Raw genomic sequence first — 19,015 nt, forward strand, 5'->3', positions numbered from 1 at the left:
ATTCTAACTTTCCGGTTCACTAGCCTGCCCTGTTGCTTAAAACGACAAATTGGGCCGGTTCGAGCCGTAGCTTGATAAAATGACGGTTACCTTCCTCATTGGCTAGCACATGCACCGAGCCCGTCCGCCCATAGATGAAAACGAAGATGCTTCCGGCGGGGTTAAGTAACGGGTCGACCAGGATGTATTCTTCGTCCGGCTCAGTCAACGAACTATTGTAAGCAATTACCATTTCATGATCATAGAGCACCCGTGAAAACGCCAGCAGGCATTTCTCAAACGTAGGCAGCGAAAATGTGCTTCCGTCCACACTGAGCTTACGCATGTACATCCGACCAAATTTCAGGACTGCACTCGCCTTCCGGATTCCGGCAAGGATGGCAATTTCATGATAGATGCGGCATGATTTGTTGAGTGCATTCTTAGTCGTATTATCCAGATCAAACATAGCTTCCCTCAGATTAAAATCTTCGGGTCCCGCCCCGTCAAACCCTTGCTCCGTTCCATAATAGATGCAGGGCGTCCCCAGCGCGCATAGCAAAAAACCAATGCCAGCAATGATCTGGTTCTCGGATGCCTGGCTACCAAACCGCCTTTTAATGACCTGGCCGACCTGATCGTGGTTATCAATAAAAGTGACGAGGAACTCACCAAATTCACCCCTTCTCATGGCATTCTTTCGAAGGGATTCGTAACGTTCTATGAGCCGGTCGGGCCGTGACACACCACGGATGACGTCTGCAAGAATGTGATAAAGGGGAAAATCCAATACGGAATTCAGTCCAAAATAGATGGCCCGGTCATCGATCTGGACCGAGGTTTTCGGGCCGATGTATTTGTTGTACATTTCTTCGGGCCCGACAAACTCCCCGAAAAGGAAAAAATTCCGCTTTCCCAGCAAATATGCGTACTCCCGTACGTGCGAACAAAATTGGCTGACAGTCTCTTCGCCCATATGCTTGACAGCATCAATCCTGAATCCATCAATATCTGTTTCCCGTATCCAGTAGCAATGAACTTTTGTCATGATCTGTTGAACCAGCCAGGCTTCCGGTGAATTATCGTTCTTAAAACTTTTCAAACGCGCAAAATCCCCTTCGCGGGTTTCAGGGAATGAGTCAAAGTTTCTTATCTGCCCCTTGCGCCAATAAAGATCGGGGTTCCGAAGCTCTATCGGTAGTGGAGACTGGGTTGATCGCCAGGCCGAAAAAGGAAAAACTGCGCCCTCGTAATAGTAGTAATCCAGGTCTCCGGGGTAAGACCAGTTATCACCCGAATGATGCAAGACCACATCCAGAAAGACTCTGATATCAAGTTCATGGGCCCTTTCCACCAACCGGGCTAGATCTTCTTTGGTCCCAAACCGCGGATCAATACTCAGGTAATTCTCAATCGCATATCCATGATAAGCATTCTTATTGTTTTCGAATACCGGACTCAGCCAGATCGCCGTACAACCCAGATCATGGACATAGTCCAAATGCATAGTGATGCCGTTTATCGTGCCACCACAGAAGTTTTGCAGCTGCTCGGCATTGCCAAACCCTTTTTGCCGGCCCTCGTGGTCTGCGCAGCTTCGGCTATGCTCGTCATGAAAGCGGTCAACGAGCAGAAAATAAATAAATTCTTCCCGCCACTCCCGGTTCGTGCCGGTCCAGTACTTTTTCCCGGGAACCGGACTTAAATCAATTTCTTGAATAGAATTCATACGTTCTTCTTTCTGCATTTAGTCCTTTCCCGGCTAATTATTGTTGATCCTTAATTTGCCGCTTTTTGGATTTGATTCTCCCGATAAAAAACAAATGGCAATCAATACAACCAAAGCCGCGAACATTAGGTGTCTCCAGGCTTTTAAATGAAAGGAGAACAACTCGAGTTGTTTGTTAAAAAACATTCCGGCAGTGATATAAAAAGTCACATAAGCTGCTGTAATAACACCGTTGACCGATATAAAGCGTATCCATGAAATCCCGCTGGAAGCCGCAACAATGGGGCTCAGAAACCGGATCTTTGGCAAAAGTGCTGAGATAATAATGGTCCGGGTGGCATGTGACACAAAATCAGACTCTAATTTTTGTATCAACTTTGAATTTTTCTTCGAAAAAAGGCGGCTCGTCCATATTGCTCCTTTACGCGAGATAAAGAAAAGTATCGAATCAGCAATCAGTAAACCAGTCAGCGAAAAGGCGCCCGCCACAAAGACATTCAATTTTCCATGGGTGCAAATATAACCAAGGCTCAGGAGGGCCGCTTCCTCAGGTACAGGCGTAAACTGTTCCAGGACGGAGAACCACAGCAGAATACCAAAATTAAGAAAGGTGGGCCATACTTGTTACTTAGGAAAAGTGATTCGAGCCAGAACTTATATGATGGTATTGGCTCACATTTTTTTTATAAATCTCCTTTATCTGCACGCGAAAGACGCTGACTAGGATCATCTTTTCCGCCAATTTTCATCAGTCTAACACTACTGCCGAATTCCAACCTTTACCTGCCGATATTACTTTCGAAAAACTTCGGGACAGCCAGGCTTAAACGGTAAAAAAGATGAACTGCAATCGCATTTCTGAAAGAAAACTATTCAAATCGCTTTTTGTTCTGAGCGTATGTTTGCTGCTATCGGCTTGTAATGGCCAAGGTCAGCAAATAGAAAAGCCGAAAGGCGTCTTGCCGGTTACATCTTTTGCCTCAAAACAATTATCTGTACAACCCACGATGAACGTTCGGGCAGATAAGCGCTCGACGAGTATCTTGAATTTTCGATTTGCAGCCCTACGCGCAACACTATCAACTGTCCTGATTAAAACCAGCTACCCTAAAGAGACTCCCAAAGCAGTTCCGGATTTCTATTATGATTTCTTTGATAAAGACGTTGTCGGTCCGTATAACCGCTCCACAGGAGACCATTATAAGAACAGGAGCGGGACTGCATCCGGGGTGCTGATCAGTGATGACGGATTTATTGTCACCAATTACCACGTCATTCAGGCAGCCGACCTAGTCGAAGTCACACTCAGCGACAAAAGGTCGTATTCCGCCCGGATCATCGGTACTGACAGGGCAACAGATCTCGCTTTGCTTAAAATTGAGGAAAAAAAATTACCGTTCCTTTCATTCGGCAATTCAGATTCGCTCATGGTAGGTGACATAGCACTTATTGTTGGGAACCCATTGAACTTTACCTCCACTGTAACAGAAGGGATCATCAGTTTCAAAGCACGAAACATTGCCCAAAGCAATCAACGGTGGGTATTGCAATCCTATATCCAGACAGATGGCGTGGTCAATATTGGTAACAGCGGTGGGGCGCTCGTGGATCTCGAAGGGAAATTAACCGGCATCATCACGGCGATCGCCTCACCGAATGGCGTATACGCGGGCTATTCTTTTGCAATTCCTGTGGAGGTCGTTAAAAAAACTGCCGACGATCTGCTTAATTATGGTATGGCAAAGCGAGGGAGCTTTGGTATGAGCACTTGCGAAATGGATGCGGACAAAGCAGCGTCGCTGAATACATCCGTTGTAACAGGTCTGCTGATTGAAGATGTCGAGCAAACCGGTGCCGCTCAGTCTGGTGGACTAGCTAACGGGGATATCATCACCATGCTAGACCATGTCGAGTTGGAGTCCACCGCGCAGCTTAGTGAACTGATTGCACGGTCACACCCTGGTCAGAAAATGACGGTAACTTTTGTAAGAAACGGCCGCAGGCATCGTACCGAGGTTCACCTGGGTAACCAAGTCGACTAATTGAGCTGACTCCCAACTAGTTTCGCATGCGGGCCAGCTTTTCATAATTGAGAATCGTAATCGTGCTCCCTTTCAGTTCGAGCAAGCGCTCATCCTTGAAATCTGACAGCATCCGGATCACCGTTTCGGTGGCCGTACCAGCCATCGATGCGATGTCTTCCCTGGAAATGGCCATAGCAAAGGGTTTAGATTTATCCTCATGATATCGATTGACCAGTGAAACGAGCGACTCGGCAACTCTTTTTCTGACCGAATCATAGGCCAGATGCAAAAGCTTCTCTTCCCTCTCACGGACATTATCTGAAAGCATCCGAATGAATTTCGATGCCACAATGCGGCTTCCCTGAATCAAATTCAAAAAGTCCTCTTTGGGGATGAGGGCGACCTCACAAGCTTCCAGACACACCGCTGATTGTTGATATGGCTCTGATTGCAATAAATCCAGATACCCTAAAAAGTCGCCTTCCTTATATAAACTTGTGATGTATTCCTTACCCTGATCATTAGAACGGCATTCCTTGATTTTCCCCTTTTGCAGAAAAAAAAGATTGCCAGGAAAACTGCCTTCCGAATACAGCATATCTTTCTTTTTCAAAACCTTGACCCGTTTATTCGCGCACAGGTTTCCCAAACCATTCGCCGTCCCTGCTTCTGTCAAAAACTCGTTGATCCCTTCTCCCGACCTTTCAAAAGAACGTTTGAGCCGATCATTCTTACTGAGTCGTGTCTCAACTGCATTGAGCAGCTCAACGTCATCGTAGGGTTTTGTCAGATAGTCGTCAGCCCCCAGCATCATCCCTTTACGGTAGTCCTGCCTTTCGGCCCGGGCGGTCAAAAAAATGAAGGGGATGTTGGCAGTCCTCTCGTCTTTGCCCAGAAGATGCAGCACTCCGTACCCGTCCAGCTCAGGCATCATGATATCGCAAATAATCAGGTCGGGCTTGGCCTGAGAAGCAATCTGGAAGCCTTCCTTCCCATTCTGAGCGGTCAAAACCTTATAATTGGCCAGTTCGAGAATCTCAGCGGTGTTTTCACGCATCATGGGGTTATCCTCTATCAATAGAATAATTTTTGCTTCCAAGGGTTGGTCTAAAATTTCGCCAGTAGTCCTGCCAAGTTAACATCTTGACAGGCAAGAATCAAGCCTATTAATTTCAATCATCATAAAGCTCGAACTATAAAATCTGATGTATTTGCTATCTAACCAGGAAATCGTAATCAGCGACTTGCGGTCTGCTTTCCTGGCCCCGGGAAGGACATAAATGTACCCTCAAGCGGAAAAACATACTGATCCTAATCATATTAAACATTGACCTTGATCCTTCCCCCAGCAAAATCAGGCTGTTATTTTAGTGAAGATTATTGTTTCACGTAAAGTTATCCGACAATGAAAAAGATCATCGCCGCTATTGACGGTTTGAAATACTCAGAAAGCACAGCCGAGTATGCCGCCCAGCTGACCAGAGAAACCCATGCGCATTTGGTCGGCGTCTTTAACGAAGATAAAAACTACCACAGTTACTCCATTTATGACCTTTCACTTGAGGACGCTCTGGAGCAGAACATCACCCAGGCATTGGATGAACACGACAAAATCATCCAGGAAAATGCCGTATCGCAGTTCACACAGACTTGCGGGTCCGCCCAGATTAATTTCAGCGTTCACCATGGCAAAAATGCGGCCATGCCCCAACTTTTACACGAAAGTCTGTACGCGGATTTGATGGTCATCGGTAAAAAAGAAACCTTCTCGCGCTTTGATCAGGACATTCCGACGAGCTTTGTCAGGAACCTGCTTGAAAACGCGGAGTGCCCGGTATTGGTCGTACCCCAGCAATTCGAAAATATCGAAAAGATTATCCTGCTATATGACGGAGGTCCTGCGTCGGTACACGCGATCAAAATGTTCAGCTATTTACTTCCTACCCTGGGTAAAATGCCCGTTGAAGTGCTGACGGTTAAACCATTGCAACTGGACTTACATTTACCCGATAACCGCTTGATGAAGGAGTTTATGAAGCGACATTTCCCCAAGGCAACTTACAAGGTAATACAGGGTGAGCCGGCCGTCGAAATTGTCAAATACTTAAAAAACAAACATCAGAATGAACTTGTTGTCCTTGGCGCCTTTCAACGGTCAATGGTTTCCAGATGGCTTCGCGTCGATATGGCAGACCATTTGATGGCCCAACTCAAAACGCCCCTTTTCATTGCTCACCGCTGAGCGGGCGTCACCCGATCGATACAAACAAACCTACCAATTTGTAAAATTATGAACATAACTACCCCCACCCCCGAAATTGCCGGTCAACCGGCAAAGCCCGAATTTATCCCGGGCTCGCCGGTTCAGCCGCAAATTCCCTATGAGCCTGAAATTATTCCCGAGCCAGGTGTTAAGCCACCAGAACAGCCACAGGAGCTGCCTCCAATCAGAGAAGCGAGATGGACCAGCCTCAGTGTGCTTCTGATGTTAGCGATGGCATTGCTTTCCGGGTGCACAAAAGATCATCAGATCCCTATTTTTGAAATCGAAATAAGAACCCTTCCTTTTAGCCTGGCAACACAGTCAACCGTTTTCAGGATGGAAGCAGTCCAATTGGGAGATAAGCCCATTGTGGAGCATGGTGTGGTATACACAGCTTATTTCCGCGGTGTGGGCAATCATAATCAACTGCCCACGACCAGGGACAACAAGGTTGCGTTTGACACGAAGCTGTCCCTGGGTGCTAACGAGTATAGTTACGCAAAAGACATCATTGCAGGACGAACGTATTTTTATTATAGAGCTTATGCAATTCTGGATGATCATTCGGTCGTATATGCAAACAAGTTGAGTTATGTGATCGAGTGATCTCGGCGAAGTTGACATTTGTTCCTACCGTTTTGCTGGTGTACGACACCATTTAGCCCCGAATTCATCGGCGTTTCCGACATGCGACTACACGAATTTGGAGTAATGAAAATAGGGTTCTTTACGGCATCAAGATCCTCACACAACTATTGAGCGGCCCAGCCAGAGCAATCGAGATTGCCCAATGAAATGACCTCAATCGATACGCGCAATCTCTTTTTCGATGTGTCGGCGTTGCTTTTCATCCATGTATCTGACTCGTCCAATTCGCGTTATCTTTAGGGGTTTGATACCGCAAAACTCCAGAGTAGCCTCTTTAACTGCTTTAATATCACTGTTGGAGTATTGCCACCAAAGCCAGATCGCCGGGGCATCAGATGTCGTAATGATATGAGCTGACTTTCCTGACAGGTATTTGTCCCAAAAAGGATCTTTCTGATGATATTTAAAAGCGAACCCTGGCAGCAAAGTCCTATCAAGAAAGCCCTTGAAGAGAGCCGGCACCGAACCCCACCAGACCGGGTAGATAATCACCCATTTATTGCACCATAATATATTCTCCTGGGCCTTACGCAAGTCCGGCTCCAATTGCTGAATATCGGAATAACCCCTCCACAAAATCGGATCGAAGTGCATTTCGCCAGGGTTTTGTCGGCGGACATGATGTCCGGCGGCGAGCATTGCGCCTTCATAAACGTCGGCAAGTTTTCCGTTAAAGCTGCTTTTGTTCGGATGCGCCAGTAGTAAGTAAATGTTCATTTTAGTTTATTGACTGATGAGACCGATACCCGCCGGTAATAAGATTTTATTGTACGCAACGGAACGGTTTGCTCCGACTCGCTGATGAAAAGCTATTGGATTGAGGCGACGTACATCGCTTTTCAAGGATGAACTGCAAGGTGAAACTTTCCTCGGAGAACGACAATGCTAACATTCAGTCTAAAGGATGACCTAGGTCATCAATTTAAAGGGTCTTCCGATGGGAATTACTCCAACCGGCTGCGAAATCACCGATCTCCACATATGTTAAATCAGCCATATCTTCATATCGTCAAATTAATGCAGAGTAAACCCTGCACGCACTGGCCAGTAATCCACACGGACTGTCTGTTGCCGAGGTAGCCCGTCGCCAGGCCAAATTCGGTGACGACCATTGCCGGACTATTCACGAATGTTCCCTTGCTGCTGACCATCCTTGTGTCGACCGCTTTGCAGATGCTGCTATTGTATGTACCCACAGTTGAGGATACTTTTTAAGACCAAACCTTGGTCAGCAGAGAGTTTGTTGCTGACAGCCGCCGTATCGCTGGGCTGCATTATAGCAATCGAGCTCTCAAAATTTATCCGGGTAAAACGTTAGCCATGGCTGACACTGATCGTTCAGGCCTCAACAAAATTATCCTCGAAGGAGCCGTCCCGATAAGCATCGAAAACCATGTCACGATGAATACAGCATATACTTTGGACGTTTTGCGTTGCTGTGTGACCCTGGTCACAGACCGACGGTAGTCATTTTGTAAATTTGCATGATTTCCAATCCTGTCAGAAAATGAACATGCACGCAGAGCAAGCCGCAATAAGCCAATATCTGGAAACCTATTTCAGCCAATTCGCGCCGGAACTGGTCAGAAAACTGGCCCAAAACGGCATCCTGCGGGACTTTGGGATTGTGATGAGCAACTGATGCGACCGGGGCAGTATTTTAAATCTACTATGCTGATTGTGGAAGGTGGCGTGAAGCTATACCGGGAAGGCCAGGATAGCAACGAGTTTTTTATTTACCAGCTAGGTCCGGGCAATGCGTGCGCGTTGTCGATGATCTGCGCAACAAAAAAGAGCAGAGCCAGATTTCAGCCAGGGCGGTAGAGCCTACAAGGGCCATACTCGTACCCATAGCATTGATGGATGAACTGATGACAAGCCACAAAAGCTGGTACTATTTCGTGTTGGAAACTTACCGGTCCCGGTTTGAAGAGCTTTTGCAGGTCGTCGACGGCATTGCTTTCAGGAGTATGGACGAGCGGCTGGAATTTTATCTAAAAAACCAGCGAAAACTCCTGCAAAGTGATGAAATATCAATCACTCACCAGCAAATTGCCAGTGATCTGAATTCATCCAGGGAGGTTATCTCACGGCTGTTAAAAAAGATGGAACAAAGAGGCCTGGTCCGCTTAGGCAGAAATACGATCACATTACGCCCCGATTCCGGTTATAAACCTTGACTATTTCATACCAGACTGTAAACAAAAATCCGGTACCTATGCTGATCAGCAGCTGGCTAAAACTCAGCTTCTCAAGGCTAAAAAAACGGGTAACGACCGGTATGAGAAAGATCAGGACCGAGAGAAGTACCGTAATGCCAATGATCATCGGAACCAGGTTGTTTTTATATCGGATCGTTTTCCAGATCGGGTGGCGGAATGACCGGTTCACTAATGTCAAACAAACATTTGCAGCCAGCAGACCTACAAAAACCATAGAGCGGGTGAGATTTTCACGATACGACTGCGTCAATGCATACTGGTACAAAAGCAGCATGCCAGCCGCGATAACAAGTCCTTGCAGAATACTCACCGAGAGCTCTTTCAAGCTAAAAAAGGTGGAGGTGAAAGGTCTGGGCTTTTGCAACAGTAGGTCCTTTTCCAGGGGCTCGTTTTCGTAAATGATCGAACAGGTAGGCCCCATGATCATTTCAAAAAAGATGACGTGGACCGGTGTGAAAATATTGGGATAGGTCCAGTTCAATGCCAGGGGTATAAAAACGGTCAGGATGATCGGAATATGGATGGAAATAATGTAACGGATAGCGTTTTTAAGCGATACATATATTTTGCGTCCCATCGCCACAGCATCTACCATCCGGGCCAGGTCATCATCGACCAGGACCAGCGACGATGCCTGCTTGGCGATTTCAGTTCCCTTTTTCCCCATCGCAATCCCGATGTGGGCAGCCTTCAATGCCGGACCGTCATTGACACCGTCGCCGGTCATGGCCACAATCTGCTCCTGTGCTTTCAGGGCGTTAACCACTCTCAGTTTTGCCTCCGGAAACATTCTGGCAAAAATCCCCGTCTGCATTACTTTCTCCTCCAAAGCTCTGTCATCCAGGGCAACCAACTCTTCACCCAGCATAACCTGTTCGGCTCGGTCAAAACCAATCTGCCTTGCAATGTTCTGCGTGGTAGCCGCATTATCACCGGTAATGATTTTCACCTGGATTCCCGCGCGGCCAAACGCCTGAAAAACTGATTTGATATTGGCCTTGGGAGGATCATAAAAGGCCACCAAGCCCAAAAAATGAAACGTCAGTTGCTGCTGCTTTTCGGGAAATACTTTTTCAGAATAGCTGCTTTGTCCTACTCCCAATACCCGGTACCCTTTGGCGGCAAGCGCATTGACAGCCTCCCATACCGTGCTCATCTGATCGTCGGACAGGCCGGAAAGTGCCATAAGTGCTTCGGGTGCTCCTTTGGCTGCAACAATGCGTTCCGAATCTTTATTTTCAAATACATGAGTCATCATAGGCGGCTTCCCTTCCAGTGGATATTCGTGCACCAGCTTAAACTCGGCCCGCCTGTCGATCGCTGCCGAACTTGCATACGCCTCATGCAAGGCCACTTCCATCGGATCGAAGGGCACCGGCTCACTTGACCACATCGCCATGGCCAGCAGATCTTTGCCCTGTTCACTTAATGCGCTGTCAGGGGCATGGATCAGGTTTTGGGCATGGATATATAAACTGGCCAACTGCATTTTGTTCTCGGTGATCGTTCCGGTTTTGTCCGTGCAAATAACCGTTGCGCTGCCCAGTGTCTCTATGGTCTGGGTCCGCTTGACTATGATGCCCATTTTCATCAGCCGCCAGGCTCCCAGCGCCATAAAAGTTGTAAACGCCACCGGAATTTCCTCCGGCAAGATGCTCATTGCTAATGTCAATGCTTTTAAGAGGCTATCTAAGAGGTTTTGTGTGCGTATATAGTTGATCGCCCAGACGAGCAGAAAAACAGCGCCGCCGATAATGGCCATCTTCTTTACGAAGTTGGAGATCTGTACCTGAAGTGGTGTAGGCTCCTGCTCTATGGATTGCAGGCTTGTTCCTATCTCAGCCAGTTTTGTTTGACTACCTATTGCAGCAATCTGGACGACAGCCCGCCCGCTGGCCACCAATGTTCCCTGAAACACCTGGGCGCCGGGTTCATTTTTTGCAACAGCTAAGGATTCACCGGTAAGAATAGACTCGTTGACAGAAAAATCGTGTGCTTCCAGAACTACTCCGTCTGCCGGGATTCTATTTCCTTCTTCTATGATTAGCCAGTCGCCGATCACAATATCCTCTCTCGGGATTTCGATTTCGAGACCATTCCGAATTACCCTGCATTTGGGCTCTGTGAGTGATTTAAGCTCACGCAACGCATTACGACTTTTGGAGTCCTGATAAAGCGAGATGACAGAAATAGCCAGAATCGCACCGAGCATGAAAAAGCCTTCTCCCCGGGAGCCGGTGACAAAATAAATCGCTGATGCAGCGATCAATAAAATCAGCATCGGCTCTTTTACAAGCCCTAAAACAGCACCCCAAAATCCGCTTTCCCTTTCGTCCTCCACCCTATTCTCACCATATCTGTTGCGTGACTCCAGTACCTGGCTGGCCGAAAGGCCCCGAGCAGTGTTCATTGTGGGGATAGACATATAGGGTCGATTAATGCATACTGAAGGTCAATGATGATTACGGAAAGAGGTGCGGAATTCCGGTGCAATCATCGGTATTAAAACCCAGTCAATACCCATTTCTACTCCAACGAATGCAATCAGGCACTTCCGGATGGCGCCCTTTAAATAGAACAAATCCAAATTTCAGTGATCTGCTCATTATCACGACCAATTCCGAAGAACTTAATGCAAGGCTTTGTAAATTTGACAACTGCCGCGGCGTCAGCTGCAATTTTGCATATCATCAGCACTGATCTGGTTGAAAAAAATTGTTTCCATATTGCTCCTTTCGGTATACATGATCTCGACAACCGAGCTGGTCGAGTTCTCGAAATTACCTGTGCTTTTCAAGCATTACCAAGAGCATAAAGCCTGGAACAAAAAAATTACATTTTTTGAATTCATCGTTGAGCATTATGCGGAGTCCATCGCAGATAACCCCGATTACGATCTTGATAAAAAGCTGCCCTTTAAATCGCATGTAGATCATTCGTTCGCGTTCAGCCTGGCAGCTCCTCCGGCTCCGCCTTTTCATTACAGCTTCAATCCCCGGTTGGTGCCGGTCGCGAAAAAGCTATCCTTTGCATTTTCCCAGCACGAAACATTCTCCACTTTTCTTGCCACCATCTGGCAACCGCCGAAGCTCTGTTAATCCAATTTAGTTTTTCAATGCGCACGCAAGACCAAGGCTTCGCGGGCTGTACGCATTTACGCTAATCTATTCCGGATTAACCATAACATTCATGCTAAATAAAATTATTGGCTTCGCTGTGGCCAACAAGCTCATCGTGGGCCTGTTTGTCCTGGCGTTGATAGCCTACGGCAGCTACGAACTGACCCGGCTCCCCATCGACGCGGTGCCTGATATTACCGATAATCAGGTTCAGGTCATTACCATCGCCCCATCGTTTGGCGCTACGGATATCGAACGGCTTGTCACTTTCCCTATCGAACAGGCCAACAATAACATCTCTGGCCTCAAAGAGATCCGAAGCTTTTCCCGCTTCGGGTTGTCGCTGGTCACGATTGTCTTCGACGATGCCACAGATATTTACTGGGCCAGACAACAGGTTTCAGAGCGGCTTTTAAAAGTGCAGTCACAAATCCCCCAAGGCATCGGCACACCGGAACTCGGCCCGATCAGTACCGGCCTTGGTGAGATTTATCAATATGTGGTCAGGCCCAAAGCGGGCTACGAACACCGTTATAACGAAACCGAGCTGCGCACGATCCAGGACTGGATCGTCAGACGGCAGCTGCTGGGTGTCAAAGGAGTGGCGGAAGTGAGCAGCTTCGGCGGAAAGCTTAAACAATACTCTGTTGAAGTAAATCCCGAAAAACTGCTGTCATACGGAATTACGATCAACGAAATATTTGCCGCTTTGGAGGCAAACAATCAGAACACCGGCGGTGCCTACATTGAAAAAGGACCAACGGTACTCTACATACGCAGTGAAGGCCTGGTCGAAACCCTGGACGATATCAACAACGTCTCCGTCAAAAACCTCAGCGACGGGCAACCATTATTCATCCGGGATATTGCCGAGATCAAAACAGGTTTTGCGACGCGCTATGGCGCCATGTGTTACAACGACCAGGGGGAAGTTTCCGGGGCGGTGGTGATGATGCTCAAAGGCGCCAATAGCAGTGAGGTCATTAAAAATGTAAAAGAACGTGTGGCGCAGATCCAGCAAACCCTGCCGGAGGGCGTAGTGATAGAACCCTTCCTGGACCGCACTAAAATGGTCAACAATGCCATCGGCACCGTTGAGAAAAACCTTCTGGAAGGCGCCCTGATCGTCATTTTTGTTCTGGTGTTGTTCCTGGGAAACCTGAGGGCCGGCTTGCTGGTAGCCTCGGTGATCCCGCTGTCGATGCTTTTCGCCGTGATCATGATGAACACCTTTGGCGTAAGTGGGAACCTGATGAGCCTGGGCGCGCTGGACTTTGGTCTGATCGTCGATGGTGCGGTCATCATTGTCGAAGCGGTCATGCACCAGATCACGCATAGCAAGAAGTTCAGCGGTCTGATGGCCATCAGCCGGGCGCAGATGGATGAGGAGGTAAACGAGTCGGCTGACCGGATGATGAACAGCGCAGTATTCGGCCAAATCATTATCCTGATCGTGTACCTGCCCATCTTTACGCTGGAAGGGATTGAGGGTAAAATGTTCAGGCCGATGGCGCAAACAGTCGCTTTTGCACTACTGGGCGCATTCCTGCTCTCGGTTACCTATGTCCCCATGATGAGCGCATTGGTTTTGAGTAGGAAAGTGAAGCATAAACCCAACGTGTCGGACCGCCTAATGGCAACGCTGGAACGCGGTTACCAAAGCGCACTTGCACGGGTGATCAGCCACCCGAAGACCGTTCTGGCGTTCGTACTACTGCTTTTCGGATCAGCAATTTTCACATTGACCACCCTGGGCGGCGAGTTTATCCCGGCCCTGGAAGAAGGGGATTTTGCCGTCGATACCCGCGTGCTCACGGGAAGCAACCTGACTACGACTATCCAAAACACCCAAAAAGCAGCGCATATCCTAAAAACCCGGTTTCCGGAAGTCGAAAAGGTAGTGACCAAAATAGGTAGCGGCGAGGTCCCTACCGACCCCATGCCCATGGAAGCGAGCGACATGATGGTGATTTTGAAAGATAAAAGCCAGTGGACCTCTGCGAAAACCTTCCCCGAACTGTCTGAAAAAATGAGTAACGCATTAAAGGCGGTTCCCGGCATTACAGCCGGCTTTCAGTACCCTGTGCAGATGCGGTTCAATGAGCTCATGACCGGTGCAAGGCAGGATGTGGTTTGTAAAATCTTCGGCGAGGACCTGGATACCCTTGCACATTATGCGCAAAAGCTGGGGACACTGGTAAATCAGGTCGATGGAGCCCGCAACTTATATGTGGAAGCGGTCTCCGGCCTGCCCCAGATCACGATCCGCTACAACCGGAGCAACATCGCACAATACGGGCTAACGGTCGGCGCAATCAATAAAACTGTCAATACAGCCCTGGCGGGGCAAAGTACCGGGATGATTTTTGAAGGTGAAAAGCGTTTCGACCTCGTAATCAGGATCGGTGGCGGGCAGAAGAAAAATGTAGAGGACATCCGTAATCTGCTTGTACCGACCCTAAACGGAGCACAAATCCCCCTGCACCAGCTTGCAGATGTAAAAATCCAGAATGGCCCCAACCAGATCCAGCGCGAAGATGCCAAAAGACGCATTGTGGTGGGTTTTAATATAGCCGGAAGAGACGTTCAAACCATCGTGGAAGAGCTCCAAATCAAAGTCGGTCAAAACCTCAAACTTCCGGCTGGTTACTACGTGACGTACGGCGGCTCGTTTGAAAATCTGAATGCGGCCAGGCAAAGGCTTATGGTTGCAGTACCTATCTCGCTCGTCCTGATCTTTATCCTGCTCTTTTTTGCCTTTCATTCCGCGAAAGACGCATTGCTGATCTACTCGGCCATTCCGCTTTCCGCCATTGGGGGAATTCTCTCCCTGGCCCTGCGTAACATGCCATTCAGTATCAGCGCCGGGGTTGGGTTCATAGCGCTGTTCGGAGTAGCTGTCTTGAACGGGATCGTGCTGGTTGCAGAGTTCAAAAGAATCAGAAAAGAGGGAGAAACCGATATCCGCAAGGCCATTATGGAAGGTACCATGCACCGGTTGCGGCCTGTTTTAATGACGGCGTTTGTGGCCTCGCTGGGCTTTCTGCCCATGGCGTTCAGTAACGGAGCGGGCGCGGAGGTGCAAAGGCCACTGGCCACGGTGGTGATCGGCGGGTTACTGGTCGCTACCCTGCTGACCCTTTTTGTATTGCCGGTCCTGTATTTGTTTTTTGAAAGCGGCACAGATTCCAGGCTTAACAAACCGGGTGTCGCCATGATACTGGGACTTACGTTGCTCTCTACTTCCGTTTTGGGACAGGAGAAAATCAGTCTGAAAAGCGCGATAGAACTGGCGATTGCCCACAACCTGACGCTGAAAAGTGAGCAATTGCGCACAGATTATCAGAAAGCAATGATGAAAACCGCCACCGCGCTCCCACAAACCAGTTTTGCGGTCGAGGCGGGCCAAATCAACAGTTTTTACACCGATACCCGCCTGAATGTTTCTCAGTCGTTCAGCCTTCCGCTTGTATATTCCAGACAAAAAAACCAGCTTCGGCAGGAACTTACAGCCAGCGTGCTTACCGTGGCCGTCAGGGAAAACGAGCTGAAACGCAGCGTCGCTAAGCTCTATTATACTTTTCTATACCAGCAGGAAAAGCTGAAACTGCTGCGGTCACTCGACAGCCTTTATACTGATTTTTCACAAAAAGCACAGCAGCGGTTAAAAAGCGGGGAAACCGGAATCCTCGAAAAAACTGCCGCTGAAACACAGCTGGGCCAAATTCAAATGCAGTTGCAGCAGCTGGAAGCAGATCTGGAAGTATCGCGGCTGCAATTTCAGTTATTGCTCAATGCGGGAACTCCGGTAGAACCCTCGCCAGTTGACCTGAAATTCAATTTGGTTGTCATGCCGGATTCGGCAGCAATCACACGCCATCCGCAAGCCAGGCTACTCCAACAGCAGCAGCAAATCGCGGCAGCTTCGGTTGAAGTTGAAAAAAGCAAGCTTCTGCCTGGGCTAACGCTTGGATACAACAATATGAGCATACGGGGAACAGGTGCCGACGACAAGCGCTACAATGCCTCGCAAAGGTTCCACGCCGCGCAGCTTGGCCTGGGCATACCTTTGTTTGCCGGATTCCAAAAGGCCCGCATCAGCAGCGCCAGAATAAGCCGCCAGATTGCCGACCAAACCTACAATGCCGGCTTGCAAACTTTACAAATCCAATATCAAACCGCGTTAACCGAGTATCACAAATTTGGAGTAACCGTGGATTACTACGAAAAAACAGCGCTTGCCAATGCAAATGTGATTACCCGCGCCGCCACCGGGCAGCTTACTAACGGAAGTATCAACTATCTGGAATGGGCGCAGCTGATCAGCCAGGCTGTCAGCATCCGCAGCCAATACCTGGACGCTGTTCTGAACCTGAACTCCCAAGCCATCGAACTCAATTATCTCCTGGAAAACTAATGCGAAACAAACTGAAATACGTAATCTGTATCGGCATGCTCGGCCTCACACTGAGCTGTACGAGCAAGAAAGAATCCCAGGCGCCGGCTATTTCCGGGCCGGAGGCGGAAAGCACTGTCACGCTGAGCGACGAGCAGCTTGCCAATGCGGGGGTAACGTTGGGGACTTTTCAAACCCGCACCGTTTCGTCGACCCTCAAACTCAACGGCAAGATCGATGTCCCGCCGCAAAATGTCGTTTCCATCAGCGTACCATTGGGTGGCTATCTGAAAACAACCCGTCTGCTTCCAGGTACTCCCGTTAGAAAAGGAGAGGTTTTGGCGGTAATGCAGGATCAGCAGTACATTCAGCTGCAACAGGACTATCTGACTGGCAAGGCACGGCTCAGTTATCTGAAAAGCGACTTCGAGCGACAAAAAGAACTGAATTTGAGCAAGTCCAGCAGCGACAAGATCTTGCAGCAGGCCGAATCCGACTACCACAGCCAGCAGGTGATGATCCGCTCCCTTGAAGAAAAACTAAGCCTGATCGGGATTAATGCCGAAAGGCTCTCCGGCGAGAAAATTTCCGGGAGCATCAACATTTACTCTCCCATCAGCGGGTATGTCTCGGCGGTGAACGTGAACATCGGAAAGTACGTATCCCCTACCGAGGTGCTTTTTGATCTCATTGACCCGACCGACATTCACCTTGCGCTGAAAGTGTTTGAGAAAGACCTGTCCAAAATCAGGATCGGGCAGCAGCTTACCGCCTACACCAATAGCGACCCGGACAAAAAGTACTTTTGTAAAATCATCCTGATCAGCAAGAACCTTTCGCCGGAGCGCACCGCGGAAATTCATTGCCATTTTCAGCGTCATGAGCCCACGCTAGTTCCGGGAACTTTCATGAATGCGGATATCGACCTGGAAAGCAAGCGTGTACTCGCTTTGCCCGAGGAGGCGATTGTTTCTTTTCAAAGCAAAGAGTACATTTTTTTGCCTGAACAAAAAGGAAAATACGTGATGACCCCGGTTCAAACCGGAACAACCGAAAATGGATTTACGGAAATCCTGGGCGGCGAAAATCTGGCAGGCAGGCAGGTGGTCGTACAGGGAGCTTACTCCCTGTTGATGTCGCTCAAAAATAAATCCGAGGATTAATTACTGTTTTTAATTCCATCCGGCAAACATTTCAGTAACTAACTGATTACCAAATCAATAAACGTTTCCCCTTAAAGTGTAAACAACTAGGAACCATGTTAAAGAAAACCCTTTTTGCCCTGCTGACCATCTTGGTCATAATGCAGTTCGTCCGTCCGGAGAAAAACCTTTCCGACGACCAGACCCACGCCTTGTCCACAAAATATGTTGTACCTGCGGAGGTAGGCGAAATCCTGGCGGTCGCCTGCAAAGACTGTCACAGTAACAAAACCAGCTACCCCTGGTACGCCAACATCCAACCCACGGCGTGGTGGCTGGATCATCACGTCCAGGAAGGGAAGCGCGAACTGAACTTTTCGACATTTGCCAGACTGCCGGTCGCCGTCCAGAACCACAAATTCGACGAGATCATCGACGAGGTGAAAGAAAAGAAAATGCCGCTCCCCTCCTACACTTACCTCGGGCTTCACGCCGGGGCGAATTTGACTGACGAGCAACGGGAAGTGCTTATTAGCTGGGCGCAAAGCCAGATGGCACTATTGAAAAATCAGTATCCAGCCGACAGCCTCAAAATGAAGCGGCCCCTTGTTCCGAAAGCTGAATAGCGGCCCGATTAAATTTCGATTAAAGTGTAAGTTTTAGGAAACAAAAAAATATAATTCATCCGTTACAATAAAATAAAAAAATGACTTTAATCAGTTTCCATATGTTAAATTATATCAATGTATTTAACTGACAATCATAGACTTACCAATTATATACAAATTAACACAGAACCTGGGAACCTTATTTAGCTATTGCACAAAAGGAGTATTTAGAATAAATAAAAATTCAAGCGAACCAACACCGTTACAAGTTGCTTCCGGACGACAAAATCAACGCAACAATAGGGTATGCCTATTCGTATTCTATACCAGAAATTCAACGTCCTGCTAATTTATGATGACACGTCTTGATTTTTTAAAATCCCTCGGGTTTAAAGGTCCGGCCCTGATGGCGTTATTGACTTCGTGCGTGCACGAGGAAGATACCTTTGTAGAAGCTTTGAGCATTCAGGACCAAATTTCCGACTCCCCGGTTGCCGCCACTCCTTCCCTTGACGGCACTATCGGTAATGTCAAATTGAAATCCCCGACTGCGATTACAACGGAAGCACTCAATGCCATTAGGGGTGTCAGGCTTAGAATCGACCTCACGCAATCCGCTAATGCCGGGTTACTCACCGTCAGAGGCTACCTGATCAGGAACGGAATTGTAATCGCCCAGTCGTCATCGGGTGTCATAGTAGCGGCCACGCAGACTTGCAGCCATGAGGCAAAGAATAAAGTTATTTTCAACAAAACGGAATTTTATTGCACCGAGCACGGTGCCAGATTTAGTCTATCCGGAGCAGGCCTAAACACTTTCGGAAATGCGGGCCTAAACATTTACAAAACGGCAACCGACGGAAACACGGTTGTTGTGTACTAATC

Annotated in this window: 15 protein-coding genes; 10 read left to right on the forward strand and 5 right to left on the reverse strand. The window is 48.2% G+C overall.

The features are described from left to right. Positions 1-19 precede the first annotated feature (19 nt). Positions 20-1,708: an alpha-amylase family glycosyl hydrolase gene (locus BP71_RS06920; protein ID WP_496377836.1), complete on the reverse strand. Its 1,689-nt coding sequence runs from the start codon at positions 1,706-1,708 to the stop codon at positions 20-22. A 33-nt stretch (positions 1,709-1,741) separates the two neighbouring features. Continuing rightward, on the reverse strand, positions 1,742-2,302 hold the full coding sequence (locus BP71_RS06925; RefSeq protein ID WP_496378997.1) for a VTT domain-containing protein: 561 nt from the start codon (positions 2,300-2,302) through the stop codon (positions 1,742-1,744). A gap of 245 nt (positions 2,303-2,547) precedes the next feature. On the opposite strand from BP71_RS06925, the gene BP71_RS06930 reads away from it, so the two are divergent. Then, entirely contained in the window at positions 2,548-3,750 is a 1,203-nt protein-coding gene (locus tag BP71_RS06930) for a S1C family serine protease (RefSeq protein ID WP_496377837.1), read from the forward strand. Between the two features lie 16 nt (positions 3,751-3,766). Here BP71_RS06930 and BP71_RS06935 read toward each other — a convergent pair whose 3' ends face one another. Beyond that, positions 3,767-4,831, reverse strand: a complete 1,065-nt coding sequence (locus BP71_RS06935) for a response regulator (protein ID WP_496377838.1) — start codon at positions 4,829-4,831, stop codon at positions 3,767-3,769. A gap of 306 nt (positions 4,832-5,137) precedes the next feature. Here BP71_RS06935 and BP71_RS06940 point away from each other — a divergent pair, with 306 nt between their 5' ends. Next, entirely contained in the window at positions 5,138-5,974 is an 837-nt protein-coding gene (locus tag BP71_RS06940; RefSeq protein ID WP_496377839.1) for a universal stress protein, read from the forward strand. Between the two features lie 48 nt (positions 5,975-6,022). Then, complete coding sequence (locus BP71_RS06945) at positions 6,023-6,601, forward strand: hypothetical protein (protein WP_496377840.1); 579 nt, start codon at positions 6,023-6,025, stop codon at positions 6,599-6,601. A gap of 195 nt (positions 6,602-6,796) precedes the next feature. Here BP71_RS06945 and BP71_RS06950 read toward each other — a convergent pair whose 3' ends face one another. Beyond that, a complete protein-coding gene (locus BP71_RS06950) occupies positions 6,797-7,360 on the reverse strand; it encodes an NAD(P)H-dependent oxidoreductase (RefSeq protein WP_496377841.1) in 564 nt (187 codons plus the stop codon). 790 nt (positions 7,361-8,150) lie between these two features. Between BP71_RS06950 and BP71_RS06955 the strand changes: the two genes are divergently transcribed. Together BP71_RS06955 and BP71_RS06960 are read left to right on the forward strand one after the other, a co-directional pair. Continuing rightward, a complete protein-coding gene (locus BP71_RS06955; protein WP_496377842.1) occupies positions 8,151-8,285 on the forward strand; it encodes a hypothetical protein in 135 nt (44 codons plus the stop codon). A 118-nt stretch (positions 8,286-8,403) separates the two neighbouring features. After that, positions 8,404-8,823, forward strand: coding sequence for a Crp/Fnr family transcriptional regulator (locus BP71_RS06960; RefSeq protein ID WP_496377843.1), 420 nt, complete (start codon positions 8,404-8,406; stop codon positions 8,821-8,823). Here the strand turns inward: BP71_RS06960 and BP71_RS06965 are convergent. After that, the gene (locus tag BP71_RS06965; RefSeq protein WP_496377844.1) at positions 8,789-11,290 is read right to left on the reverse strand and encodes a cation-translocating P-type ATPase; all 2,502 of its coding nucleotides are present in this window, start codon (positions 11,288-11,290) and stop codon (positions 8,789-8,791) included. The genes BP71_RS06960 and BP71_RS06965 overlap by 35 nt on opposite strands. Before the next feature lie 280 nt (positions 11,291-11,570). Here BP71_RS06965 and BP71_RS06970 point away from each other — a divergent pair, with 280 nt between their 5' ends. The 5 genes from BP71_RS06970 (at position 11,571) to BP71_RS06990 (ending at position 19,013) form a co-directional block, all read left to right on the forward strand. After that, the gene (locus BP71_RS06970) at positions 11,571-11,963 is read left to right on the forward strand and encodes a hypothetical protein (RefSeq protein WP_496377845.1); all 393 of its coding nucleotides are present in this window, start codon (positions 11,571-11,573) and stop codon (positions 11,961-11,963) included. A gap of 91 nt (positions 11,964-12,054) precedes the next feature. After that, positions 12,055-16,401, forward strand: a complete 4,347-nt coding sequence (locus BP71_RS06975) for a CusA/CzcA family heavy metal efflux RND transporter (protein WP_496377846.1) — start codon at positions 12,055-12,057, stop codon at positions 16,399-16,401. Further along, positions 16,401-17,543, forward strand: a complete 1,143-nt coding sequence (locus tag BP71_RS06980) for an efflux RND transporter periplasmic adaptor subunit (RefSeq protein ID WP_496377847.1) — start codon at positions 16,401-16,403, stop codon at positions 17,541-17,543. Before BP71_RS06975 ends, BP71_RS06980 begins: the two co-directional genes overlap by 1 nt. Before the next feature lie 95 nt (positions 17,544-17,638). Beyond that, positions 17,639-18,148 (forward strand): heme-binding domain-containing protein, encoded by a 510-nt coding sequence (locus tag BP71_RS06985; protein WP_496377848.1) that lies wholly within the window; start codon positions 17,639-17,641, stop codon positions 18,146-18,148. A gap of 334 nt (positions 18,149-18,482) precedes the next feature. Then, positions 18,483-19,013 (forward strand): Rieske 2Fe-2S domain-containing protein, encoded by a 531-nt coding sequence (locus tag BP71_RS06990; RefSeq protein WP_496377849.1) that lies wholly within the window; start codon positions 18,483-18,485, stop codon positions 19,011-19,013. Positions 19,014-19,015: the final 2 nt, after the last annotated feature.

It is taken from the genome of Dyadobacter ginsengisoli DSM 21015, from assembly GCF_059568735.1.

Coding starts and splice junctions, on each gene's coding strand:
- BP71_RS06920 (WP_496377836.1), bottom strand. CDS start 1,708: ATGAATTCTATTCAAGAAATTGATTTAAGTCCGGTTCCCGGGAAAAAG.
- BP71_RS06930 (WP_496377837.1), top strand. CDS start 2,548: ATGAACTGCAATCGCATTTCTGAAAGAAAACTATTCAAATCGCTTTTT.
- BP71_RS06940 (WP_496377839.1), top strand. CDS start 5,138: ATGAAAAAGATCATCGCCGCTATTGACGGTTTGAAATACTCAGAAAGC.
- BP71_RS06945 (WP_496377840.1), top strand. CDS start 6,023: ATGAACATAACTACCCCCACCCCCGAAATTGCCGGTCAACCGGCAAAG.
- BP71_RS06950 (WP_496377841.1), bottom strand. CDS start 7,360: ATGAACATTTACTTACTACTGGCGCATCCGAACAAAAGCAGCTTTAAC.
- BP71_RS06955 (WP_496377842.1), top strand. CDS start 8,151: ATGAACATGCACGCAGAGCAAGCCGCAATAAGCCAATATCTGGAAACC.
- BP71_RS06965 (WP_496377844.1), bottom strand. CDS start 11,290: ATGTCTATCCCCACAATGAACACTGCTCGGGGCCTTTCGGCCAGCCAG.
- BP71_RS06975 (WP_496377846.1), top strand. CDS start 12,055: ATGCTAAATAAAATTATTGGCTTCGCTGTGGCCAACAAGCTCATCGTG.
- BP71_RS06980 (WP_496377847.1), top strand. CDS start 16,401: ATGCGAAACAAACTGAAATACGTAATCTGTATCGGCATGCTCGGCCTC.
- BP71_RS06985 (WP_496377848.1), top strand. CDS start 17,639: ATGTTAAAGAAAACCCTTTTTGCCCTGCTGACCATCTTGGTCATAATG.
- BP71_RS06990 (WP_496377849.1), top strand. CDS start 18,483: ATGATGACACGTCTTGATTTTTTAAAATCCCTCGGGTTTAAAGGTCCG.